Consider the following 24,190-nt stretch of genomic DNA (forward strand, 5'->3'; position numbering starts at 1 on the left):
AGAGAGTACGGAAAGAGTTCTGGGGCTACGTGCCCGAAGAAACGCTGGACAACGAAGCACTGATTGCAGAAAAGTACCAAGGCATTCGCCCGGCTCCGGGCTACCCCGCCTGCCCCGACCATACCGAGAAGGCAACGCTTTTCCGTCTCTTGAACGCGCCGGACAACACCGGCCTTACGCTGACGGAAAATTTTGCTATGTGGCCGGCAGCGGCTGTATCGGGCTGGTACTTTGCTCACCCGCAGTCGAAGTACTTCTCTACCGGCAAAATTACTCGCGACCAAGTCGAAGCGCTGGCTGAGCGTAAGCAGATGCCGCTGGAGGAGATGGAGCGCTGGCTGTCGCCGGTACTCTCTTACGACCCTAGCTAAACCAGTCTAGCGTATGTCGCCGGTGGTTCGTCGTCAGGGAAAGGTCATGCGCTTGGCCTTCCCCATTATGTTGGGCATGCTCTCCCAGAGCGTGCTCAACCTTATTGATGCTGCTCTGGTCGGTCACTTAGGCCAGGAAGCACTGGCGGGGGTCGGTATCGGCGGCTATGCCATGTTTATGATGACGGCACTGGTTTTCGGGCTCTCCTCCAGCGTGCAGTCGCAAACCGCCCATGCTTCAGGTGCTGAAAAGGCCTGCACTGCCCAGCCGCTTCGCGCTGGCTTAATGATTGGCTTAGCCATTGGTCTGCCGCTCTCTTGCCTTGCTTGGTGGCAAACGCCTGCCCTCATTCAACTGATGGCACCTTCGGATGCAGTTACTCAGATCGCCCTTGAGTACTTCCGCTGGCGCGTTGTAGCGCTCACGGTGATTGCACTGACTCTTTGCCTGCGCGGCTACTGGAATGGATTGCAACAAACGCACCTTTATCTGCGTATTATCGTGTTCGTGCATGTTGTGAACGTCGCCCTCAGCGCGGCGCTGATTTACGGTATTGGGGGGTTACCAGCATTAGGCGTGAACGGCGCCGCTATCGGCACCACTCTGTCGCTTCTGCTCGGGTTATTCATCTGGGCTGTCATTACGTGGCGGCAAAGCCCCCCGCTTACTCGCCTCTTGCCTTCATGGCATGGCGTGAAGGTTACTCTGAAGCTCGCGCTTCCTCACTCGCTACAGCAGCTATGGTTTGCCGCAGGCTACGTGGTGCTGTTTTGGCTGCTGGGCCAGTTGGGTACATCCAGCGTAGCTGTGGGCCATGTGCTGGTAAATTTATCTCTCTTACTGATTTTGCCGGGAGTCGGCGTTGGCGTGGCCGCCATGAGCCTTGTAGGCGAGGCCCTAGGCCGTGACGATCAGCAGGCCGCCCACCGCTGGGGCATTGACGCCTTAAGTGTTGCCGGTATGCTGCTGACTGTTTTAGCGTTACCCATGCTCGTTATGCCCGAGCCCATTTTAAGCATCTTCTTTACCGATGAGTCGCTGGTGCAGTTGGGGAGACTGCCCCTGCAAATCACCGGCTTGATGATTGTGCTTGATGCTGCCGCGCTGGTGCTGGCGCAGGCATTGATGGGCGCAGGTGCGCAGCGTACCGTCATGCTGCTGACGCTGGGCATGCAGTGGCTACTGTTTTTGCCGCTGGCCTGGTGGGTGGGTATTTGGCTTGGCTACGGCCTTGTAGGTGTATGGTTGACGCAGCTCTTTTACCGGCTGCTCAACTCCAGCAGCTTTTTGTGGGTATGGCAGCGACGCCGCTGGCTAGCCCACGGCTTTAAAATAGACGCTTCTAAATAGCATTTAACGATAAAAAGATAATTATATATTCTTTTGTAGAATATGACGCCCGCGTTAAGGTGACGGCACATTACCGTCCGTCTCGACGTGACCATTTCGCTTTTAGCAGGATCGTGCCCCATGTACCGTTATGATATTCACGACCAAACGCTGGTTGACGAGCGCGTAGCTCAGTTCCGCGATCAGATGGAACGCTACCAAGCCGGACGTTTGGGAGAAGAAGAGTTTCGCCCGCTACGGCTGCAAAACGGCCTGTATATTCAAAAGCACGCACCGATGCTGCGCATTGCCATCCCATACGGGATGCTAGCAGGCGCTCAACTGCGTGCACTGGCCGATATCACCCGCCGCTACGACCGCGGCTACGGCCACTTTACGACGCGCCAAAACCTGCAGCTCAACTGGCCTGCGCTGGAAGACGTGCCGGATATCTTAGGTGAGCTGGCCAAAGTACAGATGCACGCTATTCAAACCAGCGGCAACTGCATTCGTAACACCACCAGCGACCAGTTTGCTGGTATTGCCAACGATGAAGTGGAAGACCCACGCCCCTGGTGCGAGCTTATTCGTCAGTGGTCTACCCTGCATCCGGAATTCGCCTATCTGCCACGCAAATTCAAAATTGCCGTGAGCGGTGCTGCCCAAGATCGCGCGGCTATTCAAGTGCACGATATTGGCCTGCGCCTGTGGCGCAACGATGACGGCGAGCTGCGCATTAAAGTGCTGGCCGGTGGTGGTCTGGGCCGCACGCCCATGATTGGCGATGTGGTGCGCGAAGACCTGCCCTGGCAGCACCTGCTGACGTATCTTGAAGCCTGCGTACGGGTTTACAACCAGTTCGGCCGCCGGGACAACAAGTTCAAGGCGCGCATTAAGATATTGGTGAAAGCGCTAGGCATTGAAGAATTCCGCCGCCGGGTTGATGAAGAGTGGGCCCACCTGAAAGATGGCCCGCAGACCCTTAACCAAGCAGCGGTCGAGGCAGCCAAGGTGCACTTCCCTGAACCCGACCGTCGCCCGGTAGCAGCGAGCGCCACGGAAGATTTCGACAAGCTACGCAGTGAAAACCGCAGCTTTGCGCGCTTTGTGACCAATAACGTGACCGACCACAAAGTGCCGGGCTACAAAGCCGTCACGCTGTCGCTGAAGCGCCGCGAGCACGCACCGGGGGATGTCACCGCCGACCAGATGGAAGCCGTTGCTGATTTGGCTGACCGCTATAGCTTTGGTGAAGTGCGTGTTACTCACGAGCAGAACTTGGTGCTATCAGATGTGCCGGTTGACGAGCTAGAAGCGCTGTGGAAAGAGCTGGACGCGCTCGGCATGGCCAACCCCACTGTTGGCACGCTGAACGACATTATCTGCTGCCCCGGTGGCGACTACTGCGGCCTTGCCAATGCGGTCTCTATTCCAATTGCCCAGGCGCTTCAAGAGCGGTTTGAAGACTTAGACTTCCTCTACGACCTTGGCCCGCTGGACCTGAACATTTCAGGTTGCATGAACGCCTGTGGTCACCACCATGTCGGCCACATTGGTATTTTGGGGGTCGATAAGAAAGGCGAAGAGTACTACCAAATCTCGATTGGCGGTAACTCCACCGATGATGCCTCACTGGGTAAAATCTTGGGCCCCTCTTTCTTCCGTGAAGACGTGCCGGGCGTGGTTGAGAAAGTGCTGGAAGTCTACGTGGCCGAGCGTCACGAAGATGAGCGTTTCCTGGACACTTATCGCCGCATTGGCCTAAAACCCTTTAAGGAGCGTGTTTATGCCCAGCAATGACACCCAAACCGAAGTGGTTGAACAAACTCCGGTTCATGTAGATCATTTAATTGAGAACGGTGAGCTGGCCGCTGAAAACGCCTGGTGTGTCTCATACGATGCTGAGGCGCTACCCGAGCAGCGCCCTGCGTTTGTTCCACTGGCGCTATGGCAGGCGAACCAGGACGACAACGAACTCGCCCCTCTGCTCACGAGTGACACTGAACTCACTACCGAGCTTGGCAGCACGTTGAAAGGCGCTTCTGCCATTGCCGTAGACTTTCCTGCATTCACCGATGGTCGCGGCTACACCATCGCTCGCCTGCTGCGCGAGCGTTATGGCTATACAGGCGAAATCCGTGCGGTTGGCGATGTTCTGGTGGATCAGTTGGATTACATGCGCCGCTGTGGTTTCTCCACCATGGCACTGCGTGATGACCAGCATCCAGAAGATGCCCTTCGCGCTCTGAACGCCTTTAGCGTACGTTACCAAACCGACGTTGAAGAGCGCCAAGCGCTATTTGAAAAGCGTTTAACGGCTAGCCATTAAACCGCTCTACTGCACTACAAACGCCGACAGGGGCCAGCCCTTGTCGGCGTTTTTGCGTTTAACCACGCCGTTTCTGCTGGCGCTCGCGATTATTGGCTTTGGCGCGATCACTTTTACGCAGCATCACCCAGGTTGCGCCTAATCCCCCTTCCGAGGGCTGAGCGGATACATAGGCTTGCACCTCATCAAACTGAGTGAGCCACTTGGCAATATAAGAGCGCAGTACGTTGGCCGGGCTATCCAGCTCCCGCCCACGGCCGTGAACGATTAATACCGAGCGCAGGTCGTGCGCATAGGCCTCTTGGATGAAGGGAAACAGCATTCGCCGGCACTCTGCCAGCGGGCGCCGTAGCATGTGCAGCTGTGCCTGCACACTGTAGCCACCGTGCTTTAATTTATCGACGACCCCTTGTTGAATGCCCTCCCGGCGAAACTCAATAGGATCAAACGGGGGCAGCAGATCAACAAAGTCGTCGGATAAAAAATTACGCTCATCTAAGCGCTCTGCAGCGCTTTCACGTCTGGCCAGCTGGGCTTCTGAGGGCCGCTGACGTTGGGGGCCTGTGTCTGCACGGTTACGCTGGGGAAGTGGCTTCACATCGCCAACGAGTGCGCGGAAATCCATCTCATCACGAAGTGACTGGCTCATAACAGGCTCCTCCGATAGGGTCCGATGCTTAGTCTAATGCCTAAGCGACGATGCTTATCGTAGCAAAATCACCGACACTGCTTAAGACTTGTCTTGTGATCGACAGTTCTTCACTCTAAAACGTCATACTTTGCGTAGGATATTGGCATGATTTGGTTAAAGCGTTTAGTGGTGGTTTCGCTATTCTGCGTACTGGGAGTGGCCGTCTGGCTATGGCTGGCCATGCTAAGTCCTTGGTTCTACGAACGCCCGGAAGAGCTGCCGGACATCGAACAGCGCACGCACCAGGTCTTTGTTTATGGCACGCTACGTTACTTGCCCATTCGATGGGTGGTGATGGGCACCTCAGGCTCGCCTAAGCCTGCCCGCCTAGACGGATTTGAACGCCAAGGGCTGGATCTTTCCCGCAACGCAGACAGTTATGTCGATGGCCTACTGCTGACCGTTTCGCCCGAGGCCTTGCAGCGGTTGGACCGCTACGAGCGGCTGGGCATTCGCTATGAACGCGTTGAACAGACACTCGCGGATGGTAGTACTGCCTGGGTATACGTACGACTCCCCATGGTAAGTGAGCTCGACATCCACCCTCCTGCCCACCGGATAGCTCTGGTAACATACGACTAGTTTTTTGTGGCCGTAGAGTCCCACCGACGGTCGCCACCCCTACTGTTTAGGACACGCCATGAGTGAAGCCACGCCGTACGTATTAATTCTGTATTACTCCCGTTCAGGAGCCACTGCAGACATGGCACGCCAACTAGCTGCGGGCGTTGAAAGCATTCCTGGTATTGAGGCGCGCTTGCGCACCGTGCCAGCAGTGTCGCCAACCTGTGAAGCGGTGGATCCAGAGATCCCTGAGGAAGGTGCTGTTTATGCAGACCTGGATGACTTGCGCCACTGCAGCGCGCTAGCGTTAGGTAGTCCGACGCGGTTTGGCAATATGGCAGCACCGTTAAAGTATTTTCTCGACACCACCAGTAGCCTCTGGATGAACGGTGCGTTAATTGATAAACCCGCCAGCGCCTTCACCTCCACGTCCAGCTTGCATGGCGGCCAGGAAAGCACGCTATTGACGATGCTGGTACCGCTACTCCATCACGGCATGGTGTATGCGGGTATTCCCTACAGTGAAACCGAGCTGCTGAACACTCAGCACGGCGGCACGCCTTACGGGGCTAGCCATGTAGCAGGGGCGCGCAGTGATCGCCCGGTAGACGAGCGCGAACGGGCTCTGTGCAAGGCACAAGGTAAACGGCTCGCGAAACTAGCGCTGGCAATGCACAAGATGCGCCTGGAGGAAACACCATGAGGCAGTGGTTAGAGGGGCTTGAGGAGAAACACGGGCTCGATAAATTAACCCGACAAGCACGACAGTTAGTAATCATCAGCTTTGTGCTGCTACTGGTGCTAGTGATTTATCGTGGCTTCTTTGTACAGGGCGATACGTTTAACTGGCGGCCAGTCGTGGCGTTTGTGCTTCCACTGGTGCTGTTCTTGCCGTCTATTATTGGCCAGCGGGCTCGTGGGCACGCCTGGCTTGCGTTCGTTAGCCTACTCTACTTTACCCAAGGCGTTATGTTAGCCACGCTGCCGGGGCAAGGCATGCGCGGCGTGCTGGAAGCTTTAGTATCGCTGGCGCTGTTTACGGGCTGCATGGGCTATGCGCGCTTTCGCAGCCGCCAGCAGCGCCTTAACGGCTAGCCACTGCTAATAAAACCAGAGCCAGCCACTCACGCCTGCTGCTACCAGCAACGCGCCAATCGCATAGCGCTTTTGTGCACGGTAAGCGGCAGGCTTTTCATCGGCTGGCACGTTTGAAAAACGCTTCACACCCGTCAGCATAGCGGGCACTAAGCGCTCGCCCTGCAGTGTATGCCAAACCAAACCCACCAGATGTAAACCAATCAATATCAGCAACAGGTCGCTATTCAACGAATGCAGCCGGGCTAGCACATCACCTACTGCAGGGCCCAAAAGCCCATAAAGCGGCGCCTGAAAGAAAATATCGTCGCTCAGAAATAGTCCGCTGAGCGCTTGAAAACCCAGTGACACTAGTAGTAGCACCACCATCCACCCGCCTACCGGGTTATGGCTTGCATAGTGCGGTGCACGCCGTGTCATCAGCGCTTTGGCGTACCCGGCCGTCTTCTTCGGGCCGTATAAAAAAGTGCTAAACCGAGCGTAGGGCGAGCCTACCAACCCCCAAATAAAACGAAATACCAACAGGCCAATAATGATGTAGCCTGACTGAGCATGCACTTCGATAGGAAATAAAAACGGTTGCCCCGTGGTTTTGGTGGTGTAAAACGAAATCACCACCGCCGCCAACAGGGACCAGTGAAACAAACGAATTAACTTATCCCATACGGCTATGCGTGTCGTGCGACTCTGCATCAAGCTATCCTCTAACGTCATACTGGTAGAGTTTCTCATTTATTGCTGTTTTCTCATAGAACGATTCAGCGCGCCTGCTAACGCTTTGCTACTGCTCTTATCGTTTGCAACCACAAACCGAACAACACTTGAGCTTTATCGGTAGACCAGCGAACATGACAATAATGCAACTTATCACCGCAAGGGAGCTTCACCGATGACACGAAATATTGCCGACGTCAGGCGTGACTATGAGGGTGGGCGTTTAGAAGAAGCGCAAACCCCAGATAACCCGTTTGTCATGTTTGATGAGTGGTTCAGCTTAGCGCTGGAAAGCGAAGGCAAGGATGGTAATGCCATGACACTCGCCACGGTGGACAGCCAGGGACGTCCTCATGCACGCGTTGTGCTGCTTAAGGGATTCGATGAGCAGGGCATGGTGTTTTTCACCAACTACCATAGCCATAAGGGCAGCGAGTTAAACAACGTGCCTTATGCTGCTTTGACGTTCTGGTGGCCCTCCTTATCACGCCAAGTACGCATCGAAGGCCCGGTGGAGCAAGTGTCTGCAGAAGAGTCGGATGAGTATTTTGCCAGCCGCCCGCGCGGCAGCCAGTTAGGAGCTTGGATCGCGACCCAAAGCGTGGTCATTCCGGACCGCAACTGGATTGAGGAGCGTCAAAAGCGCTTTGAACAGGCTTACGAAGGCCAGGATATTCCGCGTCCGATCCACTGGGGCGGCTACCGCGTAAATCCTGAAATGATCGAGTTTTGGCAAGGGCAACCCAGCCGTTTGCACGACCGTTTGCGCTATGAGCGCCGTGATGGCGGTGAGTGGAGCCGGTTCCGTTTAGCGCCCTAATCATCTAGCGCGACATGTCATTCAACAAATGGCCTGCCGATATTTACCAGCAGGCCATTTGTTTGAGCGTGGCTTAGGCTTAATCCGGCTGGCTCTCCAAGCGGTGCCGTTGCCACTCGCTGTCGGGTTCGTTTAGCCGTAACACTGCATCAATCACCTGCTCTTCCATGTTGTACCGACAGCGGAAGCCAAGGTGCTTCATCAGTGCCCGCATCGGGTGGTTATCCACCATGATCTTGCCGATCATTTCGAGCGTGCCGATGCTGGTGCAGTAGTCGATCATCTTCTTCATCAGCAGGCTGCCAATACCCAGCCCCTGAAGATCATCCCGAATGATAATAGAGAACTCGGTGCGTATATTGTCAGGGTCGTTCCAAACCCTCACCACTCCCAGCATCTCCTTACTGCCATCATCGTGCTGATGCTCGGCAATAAAGGCCATTTGCCGGTCATAGTTGATATGCGACAGGATGGAGAGGTCCCGCTGGGTAAGGTTCGACTTGTTATGGAAGTAGCGAAACCGAATACTCTCCTCTGACAGCTGGCGATGAAACGTCGTGATCAGCGGAGCATCCTCGGCGCGAATAGGCCGCACCTCCACCTGCCAGCCGTTATTGAGTGTGACCCACTCCCTGAGCTCTTCCGGGTAAGGCATGATCGCAAAGCGTGCGGGGTGCCCCAAATCCATCGCAAAATCGACCGCCAGCATGCCATCGCGGTTTAACAGTAACGGGTTGAGCTCCAAACCACGCAGGTCCGTCAGGTCGGAGGCCATTTGTGACAGCTTAACCAGCAGTTGGCAAAGGTGCTGAATATCTCGCTCGGGGTCGGCAGAGTGCTCACGAATCAATGACGCCGCATGAGTGCGGCCCACTACATCTGAGGCGAGGCTCATATTGAGCGGCGGCAGCGCCACTTGGCGGTCGGCAAGTACGTTAACCTTGTAACCGCCAATACCGAAGACGATCAGCGGCCCAAACACGGGGTCCCGCGTGATGCCTGCACAAATTTGCATAGAGTGCTTACCGCGCTGCATAGGTTGTAAGCAGTACTCTCGAATGGCGTGCTCGGGAAATTTCTCCTGCACCTTATCGCCCAACCGCCTTACGCCGTCGGCGACTTGCTCCGGGGTTTCTAAATCCTGCAGTAGCCCAGCGGAAATTTTATGCGGGTGCTTGCGATAGCGATAAGGCCGGCAGTTACCCTCATGAACCACTTTCAGCGCCTTGGGCCCCGGAAAGCGCTCGGCGACCACCAAAGCCTCTTCTGGGGAGTGCACATAGGCGCTGGTGGCGGTAGGAATGCCGTAAGCCTCCAACACTTGCGCGGTTTCAGAGTGGGTCAGTGTCTGCCTGCCCTGCTCTTTTGCCTGCTTGATCAGTGCCCGGCACTCGGCGCGAATATCTGGGCTAGTGGAAAACGGCAGGCTGGGGGGGATTTCATGCAGCAGCGCCTGCACACGCTGGTAATCCACCATGTGCATAAACGCCTTTACTGCCTTTTCAGGCGAGGTATAGGTGGGAATCCCTGCCAGGTTGCAGACATGGCGAGCATTTAGCGCTTCTTTCAAGCCCATCCAGCTAGTGAGTAAATTACGCTTAAAGGTTTTACGGTGATCGATCAGCGCCTGAGCGGTGACCTGGGAAGGCGCTAACCTCGTGGGGGCGTGCACTACCAGCACGGCATCCACATTAGGGTCAGCGGTGACGATTTGCAGCGCCTCCACAAAGCGCTCTGGCGTCGCGTTACCGCCTAAGTCCACAGGGTTTTCACCCGGCTTACTCATATCCACTTGGCTTTTATGCAGCGCCGCCTGGGTGTCTGGGCTGAACTCAGCGAGCTTGCCACCCGCGCTAATCAGCTTATCGATGGCCAGCATGGCAGGCCCAAGCCCGTTGGAAACAATCGCCAAACGGTCGCCGCGCAGTGGCTTCATGCGTGATAGCGTTTCCAGCGCATCGAGCATTTCATCCGAATCGTTTACCCGAACCACGCCTGCACGGGCGAAGGCAGCATCGAACACCACGTCGCGATTGGCGATGCCCGGTGTAGGGGGCATGCCGGAAATATCCGACTGCGGCGTGCGGCCACTTTTGATCGCCACCACCAAACGGTTACGGGAAGCATCCCGTACGGAGGTCATAAAGTGCTGGGCATCCGTTACCCGCTCCAGATGCAATAAGATGGCCTGAGCAGGGGAAAACTGGTTCACATAGTCGATCAAATCAGGCAGCAGGACATCAACGCTGTCCCCTACGGTAATCAAATGGGAGAAGCCGACATCGCGACCCGCTGCCCAGTCGATCATCGCGTTGGCCAGCATCCCTGACTGGCCTAGGTAGGCGACCCTGCCGGCTTTAACCGGCTGGCTGGCGTAGGAGGCATTGAGCTTTTTGCCGGGCACAATCAGCCCCATACACTCCGGACCAAGCACACGAATGCCTGACTCCCGGGCAGCTTGCAGCATGCGTTGGCGAATAGAGCCTTTATTGTCCTCATCACGGTCAAGGTAGGCTCCACCAGAGAGCACCAAAGCGGCTTTTACGCCAAACTTTCCGAGCTTTTTAATCAGTTTGGGGACGCCTTCAATAGGCGAACACACTACTGCAAGGTCTGGCACTTCCGGCAGCTCATCAACCGTACGCACACAGTCAACGCCAAGCACCGTTTCGTACCCCTTGAGGTTCACGGCCCAGAGTTTGCCCCTAAAACCGCCCTCTTGAAGATTGCCTAGTACCAAACCACCCAAGGACTCAGGCTTTTCAGAGGCACCGAACACGGCAGCCGAACGAGGTTCGAAAAAATGATGCAAAAAACGTGTGCTCACGAATGCGCCTCCCCTGGAGTGAATGACTACTGTGTACGACTTATTGACACTGTCGCGCAAGCCCCCGTGGCGATTAAGGTAGCTTTATTGTTATCGGAGCGCTTGCATGATCACTGCCTACCTTACCCACCCCGACTGCGCATTGCACCACATGGGGCCAGAACACCCTGAAAGCCCACTGCGGCTGGAGGCAATTCGTGCGCGCCTATCACTCTCTGGGCTATTGCAGCAAACCATGCAAGCCGATGCGAAAGAAGCCTGCGATGAGGCTTTGGCAAGGGTACATCCCCTGCGCCACCTAAATGCGCTGGAAAAGTGCCTTCCTAAAGAAGGGATTGTCACGCTGGACAGCGACACCATGATGAACCCAGATAGCCTAAAAGCCGCACGAGTGGCCGCAGGTGCAGTCGTTCGTGGTGTTGATCAGGTGTTTAAACGCCAGGCAGATAACGTATTTTGCGCCGTTCGTCCACCCGGGCACCATGCAGAAGCTGCAGATGCGATGGGCTTCTGCTTTTACAACAACATTGCCGTGGGAGCTGCCCATGCCAAAGCAAAATACGGCGCTAAGCGGATCGCCATTCTCGATTTTGATGTGCATCAATGTAACGGCACTATCGATATTTTTAAAAATGACCCCGAAGTACTGATTTGCACTAGCTTTCAATACCCCTTCTACCCGTGGCGTTACCTGCGCAGCGAATGGCAGAACGTGATTAATACCCCGTTGGAAGTAGGTACCGCTAGCCAGGAGTATCGCCGTATTATTGAGCGCCAATGGTTGCCAGCGCTGCATGCGTTCAAACCCGACCTGGTGATGCTATCGGCAGGTTTTGATGCCCATAAAGATGACCCTATGGGCGATATTTGCCTTGAGGATGAAGACTTCTACTGGGTAACACACTTGGCTATGGAAATTGCGGCGCTCTACGCCGATAACCGAGTCGTGTCTGTGTTGGAGGGTGGCTACAATCCCACGTCATTGGCCAGCGGTGCCGAAGCACACCTGAAAGCGCTCTTGGGCCTGCCCTTCACCAATACTCCCTAGCCGCACCCGCGGTTAGGGAGCTGTGGTACTATGCAGCCACCATGTTGGCCTCCATTCTACGTGACCGTTATGACCGCCACTTCTGAAGAGCACGCAGCGCTGCGCATCGCGTCAGGGCGCAAACCCTTTGTCGAGCCGTTACGCCTGGGCGAGCGCCTCAAGCAGATTCGCCTTGCCAATCAGTGGACGCTGGAAGATGTGAGCCAGCGCACCGGCATTGCTCGCTCCACGCTCTCCAAAATCGAGAACGATCAGGTGTCGCCGACGTTTAGCGTGGTGCAGAAACTGATTAGTGGTCTCAATATCGACCTGCCCCAGCTCTTTACGCCACCCAAACGCGAACGCTACACCATGGGTAGGCGCGATCTCACTCGGAAAGGAAAAGGGCAGCTGCACCCTACTCCCACCTACGAGCATGAGCTGCTGGGCCATCAGCTTGCGCAAAAACGCATGATTCCGTTTAAAACCATCGTGCGGGCGCGTAGTTTTGAAGAGTATCACCAGTGGGTGCGCCACGATGGCGAAGAGTTTTTGATGGTGCTGCACGGCGACATCATTCTCTATACAGAATTCTATGCGCCGCTAGTACTGGCCGAAGGCGACAGCATCTACTTCGATAGTGACATGGGCCACGCCCTAGTCTCTACCAGCCAAGACGATGCTGTCGTGCTATCGGTGTGTACCCGAGGGGATTTGGTTTAGCGCTAAGGTTGCTTACTACAAGCAGTTCGTCGGCTTGGGCAACCCAGCAATACGAGCTAAACGTTTCGGCGGGCTGCCGGGGAATAGGCTCATTAAATAGACCGAGCGCCCTTTTTCCTCGCCTAATGCTTGCTTGGTGGCTTTGACTAGCGGTCGCATCGCTGGTGCCATTTCATAGCGGGCATAAAAATCCCGCACCACGCGAATGAGCTCCCAGTGCTCCTCTGTAAGTGTTAGCTCTTCATCCTTAGCTAACAAATCAGCAACACCCTCGTCCCAATCCCCCTGCTCTACTAAATAGCCTTCGGGGTCGAGCTTGATTTGTTCATCAGCATCAAGATAACGGTATAAACTTTCATCACTCATTGATTTAGTACCATGACAGAATCTTAGTATGCTGCTCAGTCAGTTCGACAAAGCCTTCCATATCCACCAGGATTGCTTGGCTATTGAGCGCAGCTCCGCTTAAGCCGCGAGAAGCCGCATCCTCTTTTAGCACACACACGCTCACATCAGCCGCCGCATCCCAACCTTGCCAATCAGCATGCAGTAACGCCTGCACGGCATCTTCAATCAGTAAAATACCATCGCCCTCCGCAACGGTAGAGAGCATCTGCGCGGCCGCTTCGCTGTGCGGGGGCTTGTTCAGAATATGTAACATGTCGCTGCCCGTTTAAAAATTCATGACATAGGAGTGACGCTGTACCAATTCGGGTAAGGTATCGTCGGCCACCACCGTCGCCCCATCCACTAGTTGGGCTGCTTGCAAGTTCAACGCATCCAGCGCGCTTTGAGGCACTAGCAGCTGGTCGATATCATACATCTCCAGCATATCAATGGTCGGTAGCGTTGCCTTTTGTCCTGGCGCACCGGCTGCCTGCTCTTTGAGAAGCGCCAGCACTCCCTGGCCAAGAAACAATAGACTTACCGTTTGGCCAAAGGCCGCAGCGACCAGCGCTACATCTAGCCCTTCTCTCAAGGCATTGGAGCTATAGGGGGCATGGCGAATAATCACTAGCCGTTCGTGTTCATGACTCATTGGGCGCTCTCTCTAGGCAAATGTGATTAAACGGTCACAGCGCTGCTGAAGCGTCAGCAGTTGCCCTAACCCGGTTAACTCAAATGGCGCATCCAGATTAAAGTGCGCTTGCCCATGGCGTTTCGCCTCAGCTTCACTCATTACGCCACGGCGCAGCGCCGCCGCAATGCACACGTCCAGCGTCACGCCATGCTCATGATGCAGCGCTATCCAAGCGTCGCGCATGTTGAGCTCATCCTGCGGAGGTGTCATTAAGCTGGAAGCGTTATGAATCCCTTCTTGATAGAAGAATACGCCCGCCACTTGATGGCCTCGGCTGATCACCGCTTTAGCAAAGCGCAGTGCCGAATGAGGTGCCGCACTTGTGTAGGGGGCACCCATGACTAATAAGCCGTACTCCATTGCATCGTCTCGTGCCAATTCAACGAAAAAAAACAGACCCTACTGAGTAGGGTCTGTCATTGATATCACTTCGATCAAGTGATCGCGTTCTTGCTATCCATCAATCGTTGCTCATGATGCCCAGAATAGACAGCAGGCTGACGAACAGATTGTAGATAGAAACATACAGCGTCACGGTCGCGAGAATGTAGTTGGTCTCGCCAGCGCGGTGTACGATTTCACTGGTTTGATAGAGAATCGCGGCAGAAGCAAACAGCACGAAGCCTGCAGAAACCATCAGCGACAGCGCCGGAATGTTAAAGAAGATGCCAGCGACCATCGCCAGAATCAGCACGATGGCACCCGCCATCAGGAAATTGCTGAGGAAGCTGAAATCTTTCTTCGTGGTCAACGCTACTGCAGAGAGGCCAATAAACGTCAGGCCGGTCATAGCCAGCGCATTCATAATCAGCGCACTGCCATTAGGCAACGTTAGGTACGCAGAAATAATTGGGCCCAGGGTAAAGCCCATAAAGCCAGTAAACGCAAAGGTCGACAGCAGTCCAACTGCGGAGTTAGCTGTTTTGTGAACCAGAAACATCAGGCCATAAGCACCGATGAAGAATACAAAGATATTCATCTGCTGGATGCCCATCGCCACTGAGGCACCCGCTGTAACTGCAGAGAACAGCAGCGTCATTGCCAACAGTGCGTAGGTATTGCGCAAAACCTTGTTAGCACTGGCACCGCTCACCGCGCTATGGGTTTGCGTTTTCGCCATATTCGAATCGTTAAAAGCCATGTATCTATGCTCCCTAGTAGTCATACTATCAACGGACAAGCATGCCGTTACCTAGTTCCAGACGCAAGTCTTTGTCTTCCACGCTAACCGTACGCTTTTACGCATCTCCTCTCGGCATGGTTGACTATGCTTTAACTCCCACATCGACTTAGACACTACAATGCGCTTTAAAATCCCCACTCCCCTCTCAGTAATGGGTATTTCTACACTTTCTGCCCTTACCTTTTCCACCTTATTACTTTCCACAACGGTCTATGGCTATACCCCTAGCGGCAAAGACATCACTTACGACGTGAATGGCGAGAGTTTTGAAGGTTATTTTGTCTCCGCTGGAGAAGACGCTAAAGGCAGCGTGCTCATCGTACATGACTGGGACGGCGTCGATGACTACGAACGTCAACGGGCCGATATGCTCGCGGAACAGGGCTATGACGCATTTGCCGTGGATCTGTTTGGCGCTAACAATCGCCCACAATCAACGGAAGATAAGCAGGCCGCTACCCGAGCGCTTTACGAAGATCGCGAACGGATGCGAGAGCTTACCTTGGCAGGTTTAACGCAAGCCAGAGAAGCAGGCGCTAACCCAAACACGGTAATAATGGGGTACTGCTTTGGCGGCGCTGTGGCGCTTGAGATGGCTCGTTCTGGCGAGGCAAGTGACATAGCCGCGTACACCAGCTTTCATGGTGGGCTAGATACACCTGAGGGCCAAGCTTACCCCCAAGATACACCGCCCATTTTCATTGCCCATGGCGGAGCCGATGAATCAGTTAGCCTGGAGGACGTCGCAACGCTGGCAGGCGAGCTGGAAGAAGCTGGTGTCACCTATGAAATCGGCATCTACTCTGGCGCACCGCATGCGTTTAGCGTATTTGGCAGCGACCGCTACCATCAACGAGCCGATGAGCAGTCTTGGGCCACATTCAACCAGTGGCTTGAAGAGATGCTATAACGCGCATAAAAAATGGGTAGCCAAGGCTACCCATTTTTTAACGCTGATTGACTAGAGTCTAAACTACACCCTCGGCGCTTCGCTGTCGTCTTCTTCGTCTTCTTTGTGCGGCGTGGTCACCGTGGATACCACTTGGCGAACATCCTGAGCATTATATAGCCGTGCATCAATCACCTTAAGCACCGCTAACTGCGCAAAAAGCACCACAAAGCAGATGATTAAACCTTTTAACATGGTAATAACCCTGAATAAGGCGAAAAGCTCGCCTGAATGAATCGAATAGTAGCCCAGCGCAAAAAGAAAGCAACGGGCCACCGAAAATAAACTCGCTGCCTATTTATACAAACTCTTCTGTATCGATATCTGCCTGCTGCGCTTCGTTATAACGAGCACCGGCGATTTCTCCAGGCAGCATCATTTTATTGAGTTGTACCAAATCCTCATCGCTTAATACCACCTGCTCGGCGTAGAGGTTTTCCTGCATATGGCTAACGGAGCGCGACCCAGGAATGGGAATGACATGGTCGCCCTGCGCCTTTACCCAAGCAAGCGCCAGCTGGGCAGGCGTCATCTCTAAATCGTTCGCCATCGCATTAAAATGCGCCAGCAGCGTCAGGTTATGGGTCAGATTATCGCCATTAAAGCGCGGCATCCCGGCGCGCATATCGCCTTCCACATAGGTGGTATGGGCGTGAATAGCGCCAGATAGGAACCCGCGACCTAGCGGGCTAAAGGCCACCAGCGCGGTACCCAGCTCTTTACACGCTTGGCTAAGGGCTATCTCAGGATTACGCGTCCACAGCGAGTACTCAGACTGAACGGCTGCCACCGGGTACTCAGCGTGCGCCTTACGCAATGTGTCGGCAGAGATTTCTGATAAACCCACTGCACGCAGCTTACCCTCCTCGACCAATCGTCCAAGCGCGCCCACGCTCTCTTCAATGGGCACTTGGCGATCCATGCGGTGAAGATAGTAGAGATCCAAATGATCGGTGTCTAGGCGAGCCAGGCTCTCTTCACACTGGCGGCGCAGCGTTTCAGGCCGCCCATCAATCACCCGCTTGCCACTCTCTGGGTCCATGGCCATGCCGCACTTACTGGCCAGCAGCAGCTCACGACGTTTAGACGCTAGCGCTTTTCCTAACAGGCGTTCGTTCGCAGTACCGCCGTACAGCGTAGCCGTATCGAAATGGCGATAGCCCATCTCAAACGCGTCGTTCAGCGCTCTGATACCCTCCTCTTCCGGCACATACTGCCCGTAGCCGTGAGAAAGGTTCATACAGCCAAGCCCAATACGTGGCGATGCGACTTCCTTCAAACGTTCATAAAACCCAGACATTTGAAAACCTCAATAAGGGTGATTAATTATAATGCTATTGCCTGCGCGTTATATGTAGGCGCTGCATGAGGCACCTGGGCGTCTAGCCAGGTTGGCAACCGGTGTTCAAGATAGTAACGCGGCCGCCAGGGGCTGCCTTCTATAAACCCTACGTGCCCACCGCTGGGAAAGAGCTCCAAGGCAACACAGTCAGGTAAGGCTGCTGCCTTGGGAACGCTATGCGGGTAGATAAACGGATCGTCTTCCGCGTGCACGATCAGCGTAGGCACTTGAATGGCCGAGACAAAATAGGCGCTGCTACTGCGCTGATAATACTCATCGGCGCTTGCGAAACCATGCAAGGGGGCCGTGACGCGACCATCAAAATCCCAAAACGTCTTCATGCCTTCTAACGTTTCAAGAGACATGAGCCGCGCCAGCTCATCAGTGCGACCCTGCTGACGGAAAGCGTGCTGCTTAGATTCCACGTAATGACGTAAAGCACGCAGAAAGCGCGCTTGATACACCTTGGAAAACCCCTGGCTGATTCTATCCGCACAGTGATCCAAACGAAAAGGCACCGAAACCGCCACGGCAGCACGCAGCGGGCACTGGCTGCCCGTCTCGCCCAAATATTTTAAAAGGACGTTACCGCCAAGGGAGTAGCCCACGGCCACTAACGGCTTAGAGGGATAACGCGCCATTAGCTGCTTAACAATATCGGCAAGATCTTCACTGGCACCGGAGTGATAGCCTCGGGCACGGTGGTTAGGCTCACCGGAACACCCCCGCCAATTCACCGCCACACTCTGCCAGCCCCGCGCTGCCAGCGCCCGTTGTTGGCCCAAGATATACAGCGATGACGAACTACCCGTTAAACCATGGAGCAGAATAGCGCAGCGCGTCTGCTCGCCTTGCGGGCCGTACCAATCCAGATCAATAAAATCGCCATCTTCCAGCGTGATACGCTCGCGCTGCCGAGCAAGCTCAGGCTTAGAGCGAAACAGTGGGCTAAACAGCGTCTGCAAATGCCCGCCGGGCAGCCAGCGTGTGGGGCGAAAGAGGGAGTGAAGCGAACTCATACCATTGCGTACCCGCTAAGAAAACCGCTGGCTAGCTTAGCAAACTTTTAACAAAACGCAGTGGCCGCGCCGAATGGCTTTCTCGTTGCGCCTCAATTCCCGCTACTCTTCGACATCCACCTTGCGCAGGTCATCAATGCCTACTCCCTCGGGCAGGTCTTCCGGCTGGGCAGGCAGCCACACCGGGGATAGGTCGCTATCTTCTCGGCCATTTTTGTGGGTATGCCCAGGAATGCGATACACCACTCGCTCGTGCTTGTGATCCCACGCGTAGATTCTATCCATGTTTTCTCCTTGGTTTGCACTTCGTGATGAGCACTGTTCGATTGTTCGATTGTTCGATTTGAGACTAGACCAACATGGCACCACAAGCCGCCCTCACCCAGAGCTATCCAGCAAACACAAACTGCAAAAGATACGTATAAGTTACCGCCTTTTTGGTGAGCGCTTTGCTATAGTGACGACGATTAGTCACCCAGGAGACGCGCATGCTTGCCCTGCATCAGCTTAGTAAAACCTTCAGTACCCCTCAGGGCGAACTGCATGTGCTCCATCACGTGAACCTCACGCTTAAACAAGGCGAAAGCCTGGCGCTGATGGGCGAATCAGGTAGCGGCAAATCTACTCTGCTTCACTTAGCCGCCGGGCTGGATACTCCTGACCAGGGCAGCGTGGTCATCAATGGCCACACGCTCTCCGCGCTGAATGAAACCGAACGTGCAAAGCTGCGTCGCCAACAGCTCGGCCTGGTATTTCAGCAGTTTCATTTAGTGCCCAGCTTGAACGTGGCCGATAACCTGCGCCTACAAGCACGGCTTGCAGGCCGAGAAGACCCAGCGTGGAGCGCCTATTTGCTGGAGCGGCTGGGGTTAGCCGGCCGAGAAACGACCTACCCCGAACAGCTCTCTGGGGGCCAGCAACAGCGTCTTGCGATTGGTCGCGCCCTGGCCGTTCGCCCTGCGCTGCTGCTGGCCGATGAACCCACCGGCAACCTAGATGAGCACACCGCCGATAGCGTACTAAACTTGCTGCTATCGCTGGTGAAAGAGACCCAGTGTGCGCTGTTAATGGTCACCCACAGTGCGCGAGTAGCCGCGCCGTTGGACCGCGCTTTTAGGCTGCATCACGGCCAGCTACAGGACGCACGCTGATGATGAAGCGCGTCCTCATCACGCTCTTTAGCCACTACAAGCGCCACCCTGGGCAGCTGGCGATGCTGCTGGTGGGGCTATGGGTTGCCAGCGCCCTGTGGAGCAGCGTGCAAGCCATTAATGCCACGGCGAAAGAGAGCTACGCCCGAGCCAACGAGCTGTTCAGCGCCGACACCGAGCAGCTAGACCGCCTAGACAACGCGCCACTCAGCATGGACGACTACATCGCGCTGCGGCGAGCGGGGCTTCCGGTTTCGCCGCTGTTGGAAGCGAGGCTCAGCCATGAAGACCAACCGCTAACGCTATTAGGCATTGACCCCTTTACGCTGCCTTCAGGAGAGGGCAGCGGCTCATTCACTGAATTCATCACACCCCCTTGGCAAACTCAGCTCGCCCCGGACACTCTGCCCACTCTAGGGCTCAATCGTGGCGATGCCCCAGGTGCGACGCCGCTACTCAGTGGGCAAGCGCTACCGCCCCTGCAACTGCGTAACGACCTGCCGCCAGACACTCTAGTGATGGATATCGGCGCGCTCTCTGCACTCTACGGTGAACAGGCCACACTGAGCTTGGTGAGCGCACCGGATGCCATTGAACAGCCGCCCAGCGGCTACCGAATCACCCGAGCGGCCAGCATTGCCTCTCCTGAACAGCTCACCGACAGCTTCCACCTCAATTTAACCGCGCTAGCGTTTCTCTCCTTAGTGGTGGGGCTGTTTATTGTTCAAGCCGCGCTAGGCTTAGCTATGGAGCAGCGGCTAACGACGCTGCGCACTCTTCGCGCCCTGGGCGCGCCCCCAGCCACTATTACCCTCGCCATATTGATTGAGTTACTGGTATTGGGTGGCATAGGCGCAGCCGCCGGGTTACTCAGTGGACTGTGGCTTGCCGGAAAACTGCTGCCAGATGTGGCCAGTACGCTGACATCGCTCTACCGGGCAGATGTTCAACAGTCACTCGCCCTGCCCTGGCATTACTGGCTAGGGAGCATTGCGATCACGCTGGGCGGCCTACTGCTGGCCGGTAGCGGTACGCTGTGGCGAGCGGCAAGCCTTAACGTGCTCGCCCTTGGGCACGCCTATGCCTGGCGCAGCGGCTACCAGCGCCAGCTAAGGCGCATGCTGATAGCGGGTGGTTTAGCGGCCCTACTTACCCTTGGGCTGGCCTTTTGGCTGAGCAGGCTACCTAGCGGCAGCGGCTTGATGCTGAGTTTCGGGCTGGTCGCGGCGCTGCTACTCACCTGTGCGCTCTGCTTACCGCCGCTACTCAATGCGGTATTGAACGGCTTACAAGCCGCTGTTCGTCGCGTTGCTCTGCTGCAGTGGGCCGTGGCGGATATGCAGCTACAGCTTCCCCGCTTATCGCTGGCCATGATGGCGCTATTGATTGCGCTCGCCACTAACTTGGGGGTCAGCAGCATGGTGGGCGGCTTTCGGCTGACGTTTTTAGACTGGCTAGACCAGCGCTTAAGCGCACCGCTGTATATCAATGCCGCGCCCTCTACCCTAGCCCCGCTCAACGACTGGCTGCGCGATCAAGAGAGCGTGCTGGAAATTCTGCCTACTGCCAGGGGCAATACAGATTTACTCAGTATTCGCTCAGCTTCAGGCAGTGAGCAGCCCGTTCAGGGCAGCATTTCTTTGTTTGGCATTCACCCCGTACCGCTACTCACTGACCACTGGCCGCTACTAGAGACACAGCACAGCAGCACCGCCGCCTGGCAGGCGCTCAGCCAAGGCAGCGTATTTATTAACGAGCAGATGGCGTTCGCGCAAGGTCTAGCCCCCGGCGACACGCTAACGCTGGCAAGCCGCCAAGGCCGAAGCGATGTCACCATTGCCGCTATTTACCCGGATTACGGCAACCCCCAGCCACAAATGGTGATGACCGTCGAGGCATTAACCCGGCGTTTTGAGGGCGAGCTGGCCACCGTAGGCGTTACCTTGCGGGACGGCGCTGACGAGGCGAGCTTTCGCCAAGCGCTGATGGAGGAGTTCAGCCTTTCCGGTGAAGCAGTGATCAATCAGCAAGAGGTGAAGCGGCTGGCCACGCAGATCTTTGAGCGCACCTTCAGTATTACCCGCGCTTTAAATGGCCTTACCCTCGGCGTGGCCGCTTTGGCATTGCTCGCCACGCTGTTGGCCCAAGCGCATCAGCGCCAGCGCCAACTGGCCGCCTTATGGGCGCTTGGCGTGCCACGTCGAACGTTGGTCATTCTACCGTTGATGCAACTCGGTGGCCTTGCCCTGCTCACGGGCCTGTTTGCCCTGCCACTCGGTATCGCGATTACCTGCCTGCTGGTCGCGGTCATCAACGTAGCGGCCTTTGGCTGGCGGCTACCGCTGCAGCTGTTCCCGAGTGAAATAGCCATGATGCTGTTCACGGCAATCGCGGTGGCGCTACTGGCCGCCGCGCTGCCCTGCTGGAAACTATGGCGCAGCTCGCCTCGCGCACTGCTAAACGAGGGAGATGCATGAAACCACGTATGCGGCGCGTCTTATTAGCAATATGGATGGCAGCGGCGGCTGGCGTTAGTGCAGGGCTTGCGGGGTGCAGCGAAGAAGACGCCAACACGCCCACTGAGGGCTTTGCCGGGCTGGGCGCGCAGGCAGAAGGCTATGCCCAAGCCAGTGCCGCCGCGCCACTCGCGTTTCCGGAAGACCACGGCCCCCACCCGGATTACCGTATTGAGTGGTGGTATCTCACCGCTAACTTAGAAGATGAATCTGACCAGCCGCTAGGGCTTCAATGGACGCTGTTTCGCCAAGCGCTAGTGCCCCCGGAAGAGCGCCCAGCCTCTACCCCGTGGGCCAGCGACCAAGTGTGGATGGCGCATATGGGGCTTTCTCAAGGGGAAACCCACCTAGCGGCGGAACGCTTCGCCCGCAGCCACAGCGAACAGCCCCAAGGGCAGGCAGGTGTGATAGCGGCCCCATTTCAAGCGTGGATTGACGACTGGCTTTTTCAAAGCCCCGCCACGTCCAACTTTGAGCAATTTACGCTTAGCGCCTACAGCGGTGAAGGCAGCGAGCGCGTTGGCTACGAGCTAACGCTTTCAGCAGAAGGCCCACTGGTATGGCACGGCGAGAACGGTTTTAACGCCAAAACCGTTCAAGGCCAGGGCTCGCACTACTATAGCCAGCCGTTTTTACGTATCGAAGGCAGCGTCACGCTCAATGGCCAGCAAAAAGCCGTCACGGGTAATGGCTGGCTAGATCGGGAGTGGAGCAGCCAGCTATTAACGGCAGAACAGACCGGCTGGGACTGGTTTTCGCTGCATTTGAACGATGGCCGTAAGCTTATGGCGTACCGCTTACGTGGCGGTGGCGAGAACGGCGGCGACTATCTGTTTACCCACTTGTTTGACGCTGAAGGCACGACTCAACAGATGGGCACTGACCACGTCACGCTGACGCCACTCGCCACCAGCCGAGTGGCCCAGCGCGATATACCCACTACTTGGCAGCTGACACTGCCCAGCGCGGGGCTAGACCTCACCATTGAAGCCCGCGACCCCAACCGCTGGATGCCCACCACCGTGTCCTACTGGGAAGGCGATGTGACGGTGCGCGACACCACCACACAGGCAGCGCTCGGCGTGGGCTATTTAGAGATGACCGGCTATGAAGATCTCAGCGCTAAGTAGCTGGCCCCTCAAACGACAACCGGCTGCCAGCCTTCTGGCGAATAGCGCTCTAGGCCACCTTCTCCCATACGAGTAAGCCACAGCCAGCGGTGGTTGATTAAATCCGCCACCACCGGCTGGCGCTCAATAATCGCTTCGATGCGCTCTCTGGGCGCGTCGATCACCACGGTTAAGCGCAGCGGCTCGTGATGAAGCTTTTCGCCATCGCGCAGCGACTGCTCCGGCAGGCCAATGCGCAGTTGGGGCGAATTCCCTTCAATAACCCCCACATGGCCACCCACCACTGAGTGCAGCAGCTTATTGCCCGCACCGTACAGCCCAGGCACCACGGTAGACGCGTAGTACTGCAGGTTGATCCAACTGGCCACCAGCATCGGTGCCATCATCAGCCCCTCTAACACCTTACCTTCCGGATCTTGCTCTGGGCGGTAGTCGTGCAAGAACGCGCGCCCGTCCAGCGCTTTCCCTTGGGTACGCGCCCGTGGCGCTAAAATAAGCGCAGCGTTATTTACCAGCCCCCACTCAGGCCGTGGTTGCGACCAGTCGGCACCGCGCATAGCGAAGGTTTTCAGCCGCTCGATAGGATCGGCGTCATCCAGACCCAGGTCAGGTGCCCGCTCAAGACGCGTAGCCTCACCCGCCACGTGTACACCGCTTTCAAATGCGGCCAGCGCGTCTTCTAGCGCTTCGGGCATCTGCTCATCCCGGTAGACATGCACGCGGTCGGTGAGCGTGCAGTGGGTGGCGGCCAATACGTGAAAAGGGCTGGGCAACGTCATACCTGCGTGTTGTACGGCCTGCTGTACTTCTGGGTCGTTCAGCAGCGCAGCGGCCACCCGCGCATTCATGCCACCGCCCTGACCGCCACAGGCACCGCAGGTAAGCCCGGCGTGATGTGGGTTGTTTTCGCTTTGGGAGTCGTGGCCCACCAGTACCAGCAGCGACGCCGTGGGGGCTCCCAACAGCGTTAGCAGATTTTTCGCCAGCGCTATTTTTTCATGGCGGGCAATTGGCTCGCCGTCGTAGGTGTGGAAAAGCCCGGCGGGCGCTTCGCACTGGGGCACGGTTGCCTGTTTACGCAGGCTGTCTTTAATCAGCTTCCAGCCCCAGGCAATGCCGGTTGTTTCCACCAGAGTGAAGGTTGAAAGCGGCGCGTACTTCGCGTGGCGCACGCTTTGGCGCTGGCTCTCTTTTTGATAGCGCTGAACGCCCTGCTTCTGGGGCTGCAACGAGCCCACCCGATAAGCAGGTTTTAACAACCCCGGCACGCGGGGCTGGGCACGCTCGGGCCCCGTAGCCGCATCGGCCACCGGCATAGCGAAGAACCC

At 56.2% G+C, this 24,190-nt stretch carries 27 protein-coding genes; 14 read left to right on the forward strand and 13 right to left on the reverse strand.

Translation table 11 applies throughout. From position 1 onward, the window contains the following. From BIS10_RS08140 to BIS10_RS08155, 4 genes are all read left to right on the forward strand, one after another. A partial coding sequence (locus tag BIS10_RS08140) for a vitamin B12 dependent-methionine synthase activation domain-containing protein (RefSeq protein WP_253504272.1) occupies positions 1–371 on the forward strand: 371 nt, incomplete at its 5' end. Between the two features lie 13 nt (positions 372–384). Next, the gene (locus BIS10_RS08145) at positions 385–1,722 is read left to right on the forward strand and encodes an MATE family efflux transporter (RefSeq protein ID WP_083025861.1); all 1,338 of its coding nucleotides are present in this window, start codon (positions 385–387) and stop codon (positions 1,720–1,722) included. A 120-nt stretch (positions 1,723–1,842) separates the two neighbouring features. Then, the gene (locus BIS10_RS08150; RefSeq protein ID WP_083025859.1) at positions 1,843–3,501 is read left to right on the forward strand and encodes a nitrite/sulfite reductase; all 1,659 of its coding nucleotides are present in this window, start codon (positions 1,843–1,845) and stop codon (positions 3,499–3,501) included. Further along, positions 3,488–4,030, forward strand: coding sequence for a DUF934 domain-containing protein (locus BIS10_RS08155; protein ID WP_083025857.1), 543 nt, complete (start codon positions 3,488–3,490; stop codon positions 4,028–4,030). Before BIS10_RS08150 ends, BIS10_RS08155 begins: the two co-directional genes overlap by 14 nt. Before the next feature lie 58 nt (positions 4,031–4,088). On the opposite strand, the gene smrA is transcribed toward BIS10_RS08155, so the two are convergent. Further along, the gene (gene smrA / locus BIS10_RS08160; protein ID WP_044629121.1) at positions 4,089–4,679 is read right to left on the reverse strand and encodes a DNA endonuclease SmrA; all 591 of its coding nucleotides are present in this window, start codon (positions 4,677–4,679) and stop codon (positions 4,089–4,091) included. Between the two features lie 147 nt (positions 4,680–4,826). Between smrA and BIS10_RS08165 the strand changes: the two genes are divergently transcribed. Genes BIS10_RS08165 through BIS10_RS08175 form a run of 3 tightly spaced genes read left to right on the forward strand, consistent with a single transcriptional unit; the run spans position 4,827 to position 6,380 of the window. After that, positions 4,827–5,303 carry a gamma-glutamylcyclotransferase family protein gene (locus BIS10_RS08165; RefSeq protein WP_083025856.1) on the forward strand — a complete coding sequence of 159 codons (477 nt, stop codon included), beginning with the start codon at positions 4,827–4,829 and terminating at the stop codon, positions 5,301–5,303. A gap of 58 nt (positions 5,304–5,361) precedes the next feature. Then, a complete protein-coding gene (gene wrbA, locus BIS10_RS08170) occupies positions 5,362–5,988 on the forward strand; it encodes an NAD(P)H:quinone oxidoreductase (RefSeq protein ID WP_253504275.1) in 627 nt (208 codons plus the stop codon). Beyond that, positions 5,985–6,380 carry a DUF2069 domain-containing protein gene (locus tag BIS10_RS08175; protein ID WP_083025854.1) on the forward strand — a complete coding sequence of 132 codons (396 nt, stop codon included), beginning with the start codon at positions 5,985–5,987 and terminating at the stop codon, positions 6,378–6,380. Before wrbA ends, BIS10_RS08175 begins: the two co-directional genes overlap by 4 nt. A gap of 6 nt (positions 6,381–6,386) precedes the next feature. Here BIS10_RS08175 and BIS10_RS08180 read toward each other — a convergent pair whose 3' ends face one another. Then, positions 6,387–7,073, reverse strand: a complete 687-nt coding sequence (locus BIS10_RS08180; protein WP_083025979.1) for a cytochrome b/b6 domain-containing protein — start codon at positions 7,071–7,073, stop codon at positions 6,387–6,389. 196 nt (positions 7,074–7,269) lie between these two features. Between BIS10_RS08180 and pdxH the strand changes: the two genes are divergently transcribed. Continuing rightward, entirely contained in the window at positions 7,270–7,914 is a 645-nt protein-coding gene (gene pdxH, locus BIS10_RS08185) for a pyridoxamine 5'-phosphate oxidase (protein ID WP_083025852.1), read from the forward strand. Positions 7,915–7,993: 79 nt separating this feature from the next. On the opposite strand, the gene BIS10_RS08190 is transcribed toward pdxH, so the two are convergent. Continuing rightward, positions 7,994–10,741, reverse strand: a complete 2,748-nt coding sequence (locus BIS10_RS08190) for a bifunctional acetate--CoA ligase family protein/GNAT family N-acetyltransferase (protein ID WP_253504278.1) — start codon at positions 10,739–10,741, stop codon at positions 7,994–7,996. A gap of 106 nt (positions 10,742–10,847) precedes the next feature. On the opposite strand from BIS10_RS08190, the gene BIS10_RS08195 reads away from it, so the two are divergent. Next, positions 10,848–11,789: a histone deacetylase family protein gene (locus BIS10_RS08195; protein WP_083025850.1), complete on the forward strand. Its 942-nt coding sequence runs from the start codon at positions 10,848–10,850 to the stop codon at positions 11,787–11,789. A 69-nt stretch (positions 11,790–11,858) separates the two neighbouring features. Further along, a complete protein-coding gene (locus tag BIS10_RS08200; protein ID WP_253504281.1) occupies positions 11,859–12,491 on the forward strand; it encodes a helix-turn-helix domain-containing protein in 633 nt (210 codons plus the stop codon). 15 nt (positions 12,492–12,506) lie between these two features. On the opposite strand, the gene BIS10_RS08205 is transcribed toward BIS10_RS08200, so the two are convergent. From BIS10_RS08205 to BIS10_RS08225, 5 genes are all read right to left on the reverse strand, one after another. Further along, positions 12,507–12,857: a TusE/DsrC/DsvC family sulfur relay protein gene (locus BIS10_RS08205; RefSeq protein ID WP_083025847.1), complete on the reverse strand. Its 351-nt coding sequence runs from the start codon at positions 12,855–12,857 to the stop codon at positions 12,507–12,509. A 4-nt stretch (positions 12,858–12,861) separates the two neighbouring features. Next, entirely contained in the window at positions 12,862–13,152 is a 291-nt protein-coding gene (gene tusB / locus BIS10_RS08210; RefSeq protein ID WP_062361177.1) for a sulfurtransferase complex subunit TusB, read from the reverse strand. 12 nt (positions 13,153–13,164) lie between these two features. After that, positions 13,165–13,530 carry a sulfurtransferase complex subunit TusC gene (tusC, locus tag BIS10_RS08215; protein ID WP_062361175.1) on the reverse strand — a complete coding sequence of 122 codons (366 nt, stop codon included), beginning with the start codon at positions 13,528–13,530 and terminating at the stop codon, positions 13,165–13,167. A 12-nt stretch (positions 13,531–13,542) separates the two neighbouring features. Then, complete coding sequence (tusD, locus tag BIS10_RS08220; protein ID WP_253504283.1) at positions 13,543–13,932, reverse strand: sulfurtransferase complex subunit TusD; 390 nt, start codon at positions 13,930–13,932, stop codon at positions 13,543–13,545. A 100-nt stretch (positions 13,933–14,032) separates the two neighbouring features. Then, on the reverse strand, positions 14,033–14,713 hold the full coding sequence (locus BIS10_RS08225; protein WP_253504286.1) for a Bax inhibitor-1/YccA family protein: 681 nt from the start codon (positions 14,711–14,713) through the stop codon (positions 14,033–14,035). Between the two features lie 160 nt (positions 14,714–14,873). Here BIS10_RS08225 and BIS10_RS08230 point away from each other — a divergent pair, with 160 nt between their 5' ends. Further along, complete coding sequence (locus tag BIS10_RS08230; protein ID WP_083025843.1) at positions 14,874–15,665, forward strand: dienelactone hydrolase family protein; 792 nt, start codon at positions 14,874–14,876, stop codon at positions 15,663–15,665. Positions 15,666–15,728: 63 nt separating this feature from the next. Here BIS10_RS08230 and BIS10_RS08235 read toward each other — a convergent pair whose 3' ends face one another. The 4 genes from BIS10_RS08235 to BIS10_RS08250 form a co-directional block, all read right to left on the reverse strand. Beyond that, a complete protein-coding gene (locus BIS10_RS08235; protein ID WP_192859216.1) occupies positions 15,729–15,899 on the reverse strand; it encodes a hypothetical protein in 171 nt (56 codons plus the stop codon). A 103-nt stretch (positions 15,900–16,002) separates the two neighbouring features. After that, the gene (locus tag BIS10_RS08240; RefSeq protein WP_083025840.1) at positions 16,003–17,004 is read right to left on the reverse strand and encodes an aldo/keto reductase; all 1,002 of its coding nucleotides are present in this window, start codon (positions 17,002–17,004) and stop codon (positions 16,003–16,005) included. 26 nt (positions 17,005–17,030) lie between these two features. After that, positions 17,031–18,065 carry a hydrolase gene (locus tag BIS10_RS08245; RefSeq protein WP_083025838.1) on the reverse strand — a complete coding sequence of 345 codons (1,035 nt, stop codon included), beginning with the start codon at positions 18,063–18,065 and terminating at the stop codon, positions 17,031–17,033. Positions 18,066–18,167: 102 nt separating this feature from the next. Then, positions 18,168–18,350, reverse strand: coding sequence for a hypothetical protein (locus BIS10_RS08250; protein WP_083025836.1), 183 nt, complete (start codon positions 18,348–18,350; stop codon positions 18,168–18,170). Between the two features lie 203 nt (positions 18,351–18,553). On the opposite strand from BIS10_RS08250, the gene BIS10_RS08255 reads away from it, so the two are divergent. From BIS10_RS08255 to BIS10_RS08265, 3 genes are read left to right on the forward strand one after another with little or no spacing between them, the layout of a single operon-like run. Continuing rightward, the gene (locus BIS10_RS08255; RefSeq protein ID WP_083025834.1) at positions 18,554–19,216 is read left to right on the forward strand and encodes an ABC transporter ATP-binding protein; all 663 of its coding nucleotides are present in this window, start codon (positions 18,554–18,556) and stop codon (positions 19,214–19,216) included. Beyond that, the gene (locus tag BIS10_RS08260; RefSeq protein ID WP_253504289.1) at positions 19,216–21,693 is read left to right on the forward strand and encodes an ABC transporter permease; all 2,478 of its coding nucleotides are present in this window, start codon (positions 19,216–19,218) and stop codon (positions 21,691–21,693) included. Before BIS10_RS08255 ends, BIS10_RS08260 begins: the two co-directional genes overlap by 1 nt. After that, positions 21,690–22,862, forward strand: coding sequence for a lipocalin-like domain-containing protein (locus BIS10_RS08265; protein ID WP_253504292.1), 1,173 nt, complete (start codon positions 21,690–21,692; stop codon positions 22,860–22,862). Before BIS10_RS08260 ends, BIS10_RS08265 begins: the two co-directional genes overlap by 4 nt. Positions 22,863–22,870: 8 nt before the next feature. On the opposite strand, the gene BIS10_RS08270 is transcribed toward BIS10_RS08265, so the two are convergent. Continuing rightward, positions 22,871–24,190, reverse strand: a 1,320-nt coding sequence (locus BIS10_RS08270) for a putative inorganic carbon transporter subunit DabA (protein WP_253504295.1), incomplete at its 5' end; no start/stop codon positions are given.

Source organism: Halomonas sp. 707B3 (assembly GCF_024158645.1).
GTDB classification, from domain to species: domain Bacteria; phylum Pseudomonadota; class Gammaproteobacteria; order Pseudomonadales; family Halomonadaceae; genus Vreelandella; species Vreelandella lionensis.

Coding starts and splice junctions, on each gene's coding strand:
- BIS10_RS08145 (WP_083025861.1), top strand. CDS start 385: ATGTCGCCGGTGGTTCGTCGTCAGGGAAAGGTCATGCGCTTGGCCTTC.
- BIS10_RS08180 (WP_083025979.1), bottom strand. CDS start 7,073: ATGCAGAGTCGCACGACACGCATAGCCGTATGGGATAAGTTAATTCGT.
- BIS10_RS08245 (WP_083025838.1), bottom strand. CDS start 18,065: ATGAGTTCGCTTCACTCCCTCTTTCGCCCCACACGCTGGCTGCCCGGC.
- BIS10_RS08250 (WP_083025836.1), bottom strand. CDS start 18,350: ATGGATAGAATCTACGCGTGGGATCACAAGCACGAGCGAGTGGTGTAT.
- BIS10_RS08155 (WP_083025857.1), top strand. CDS start 3,488: ATGCCCAGCAATGACACCCAAACCGAAGTGGTTGAACAAACTCCGGTT.
- BIS10_RS08150 (WP_083025859.1), top strand. CDS start 1,843: ATGTACCGTTATGATATTCACGACCAAACGCTGGTTGACGAGCGCGTA.
- tusD (WP_253504283.1), bottom strand. CDS start 13,932: ATGGAGTACGGCTTATTAGTCATGGGTGCCCCCTACACAAGTGCGGCA.
- BIS10_RS08165 (WP_083025856.1), top strand. CDS start 4,827: ATGATTTGGTTAAAGCGTTTAGTGGTGGTTTCGCTATTCTGCGTACTG.
- BIS10_RS08225 (WP_253504286.1), bottom strand. CDS start 14,713: ATGGCTTTTAACGATTCGAATATGGCGAAAACGCAAACCCATAGCGCG.
- BIS10_RS08255 (WP_083025834.1), top strand. CDS start 18,554: ATGCTTGCCCTGCATCAGCTTAGTAAAACCTTCAGTACCCCTCAGGGC.
- wrbA (WP_253504275.1), top strand. CDS start 5,362: ATGAGTGAAGCCACGCCGTACGTATTAATTCTGTATTACTCCCGTTCA.
- smrA (WP_044629121.1), bottom strand. CDS start 4,679: ATGAGCCAGTCACTTCGTGATGAGATGGATTTCCGCGCACTCGTTGGC.
- pdxH (WP_083025852.1), top strand. CDS start 7,270: ATGACACGAAATATTGCCGACGTCAGGCGTGACTATGAGGGTGGGCGT.
- BIS10_RS08240 (WP_083025840.1), bottom strand. CDS start 17,004: ATGTCTGGGTTTTATGAACGTTTGAAGGAAGTCGCATCGCCACGTATT.
- BIS10_RS08200 (WP_253504281.1), top strand. CDS start 11,859: ATGACCGCCACTTCTGAAGAGCACGCAGCGCTGCGCATCGCGTCAGGG.
- BIS10_RS08230 (WP_083025843.1), top strand. CDS start 14,874: ATGCGCTTTAAAATCCCCACTCCCCTCTCAGTAATGGGTATTTCTACA.
- BIS10_RS08265 (WP_253504292.1), top strand. CDS start 21,690: ATGAAACCACGTATGCGGCGCGTCTTATTAGCAATATGGATGGCAGCG.
- BIS10_RS08175 (WP_083025854.1), top strand. CDS start 5,985: ATGAGGCAGTGGTTAGAGGGGCTTGAGGAGAAACACGGGCTCGATAAA.
- BIS10_RS08205 (WP_083025847.1), bottom strand. CDS start 12,857: ATGAGTGATGAAAGTTTATACCGTTATCTTGATGCTGATGAACAAATC.
- BIS10_RS08260 (WP_253504289.1), top strand. CDS start 19,216: ATGATGAAGCGCGTCCTCATCACGCTCTTTAGCCACTACAAGCGCCAC.
- tusC (WP_062361175.1), bottom strand. CDS start 13,530: ATGAGTCATGAACACGAACGGCTAGTGATTATTCGCCATGCCCCCTAT.
- tusB (WP_062361177.1), bottom strand. CDS start 13,152: ATGTTACATATTCTGAACAAGCCCCCGCACAGCGAAGCGGCCGCGCAG.
- BIS10_RS08195 (WP_083025850.1), top strand. CDS start 10,848: ATGATCACTGCCTACCTTACCCACCCCGACTGCGCATTGCACCACATG.
- BIS10_RS08235 (WP_192859216.1), bottom strand. CDS start 15,899: ATGTTAAAAGGTTTAATCATCTGCTTTGTGGTGCTTTTTGCGCAGTTA.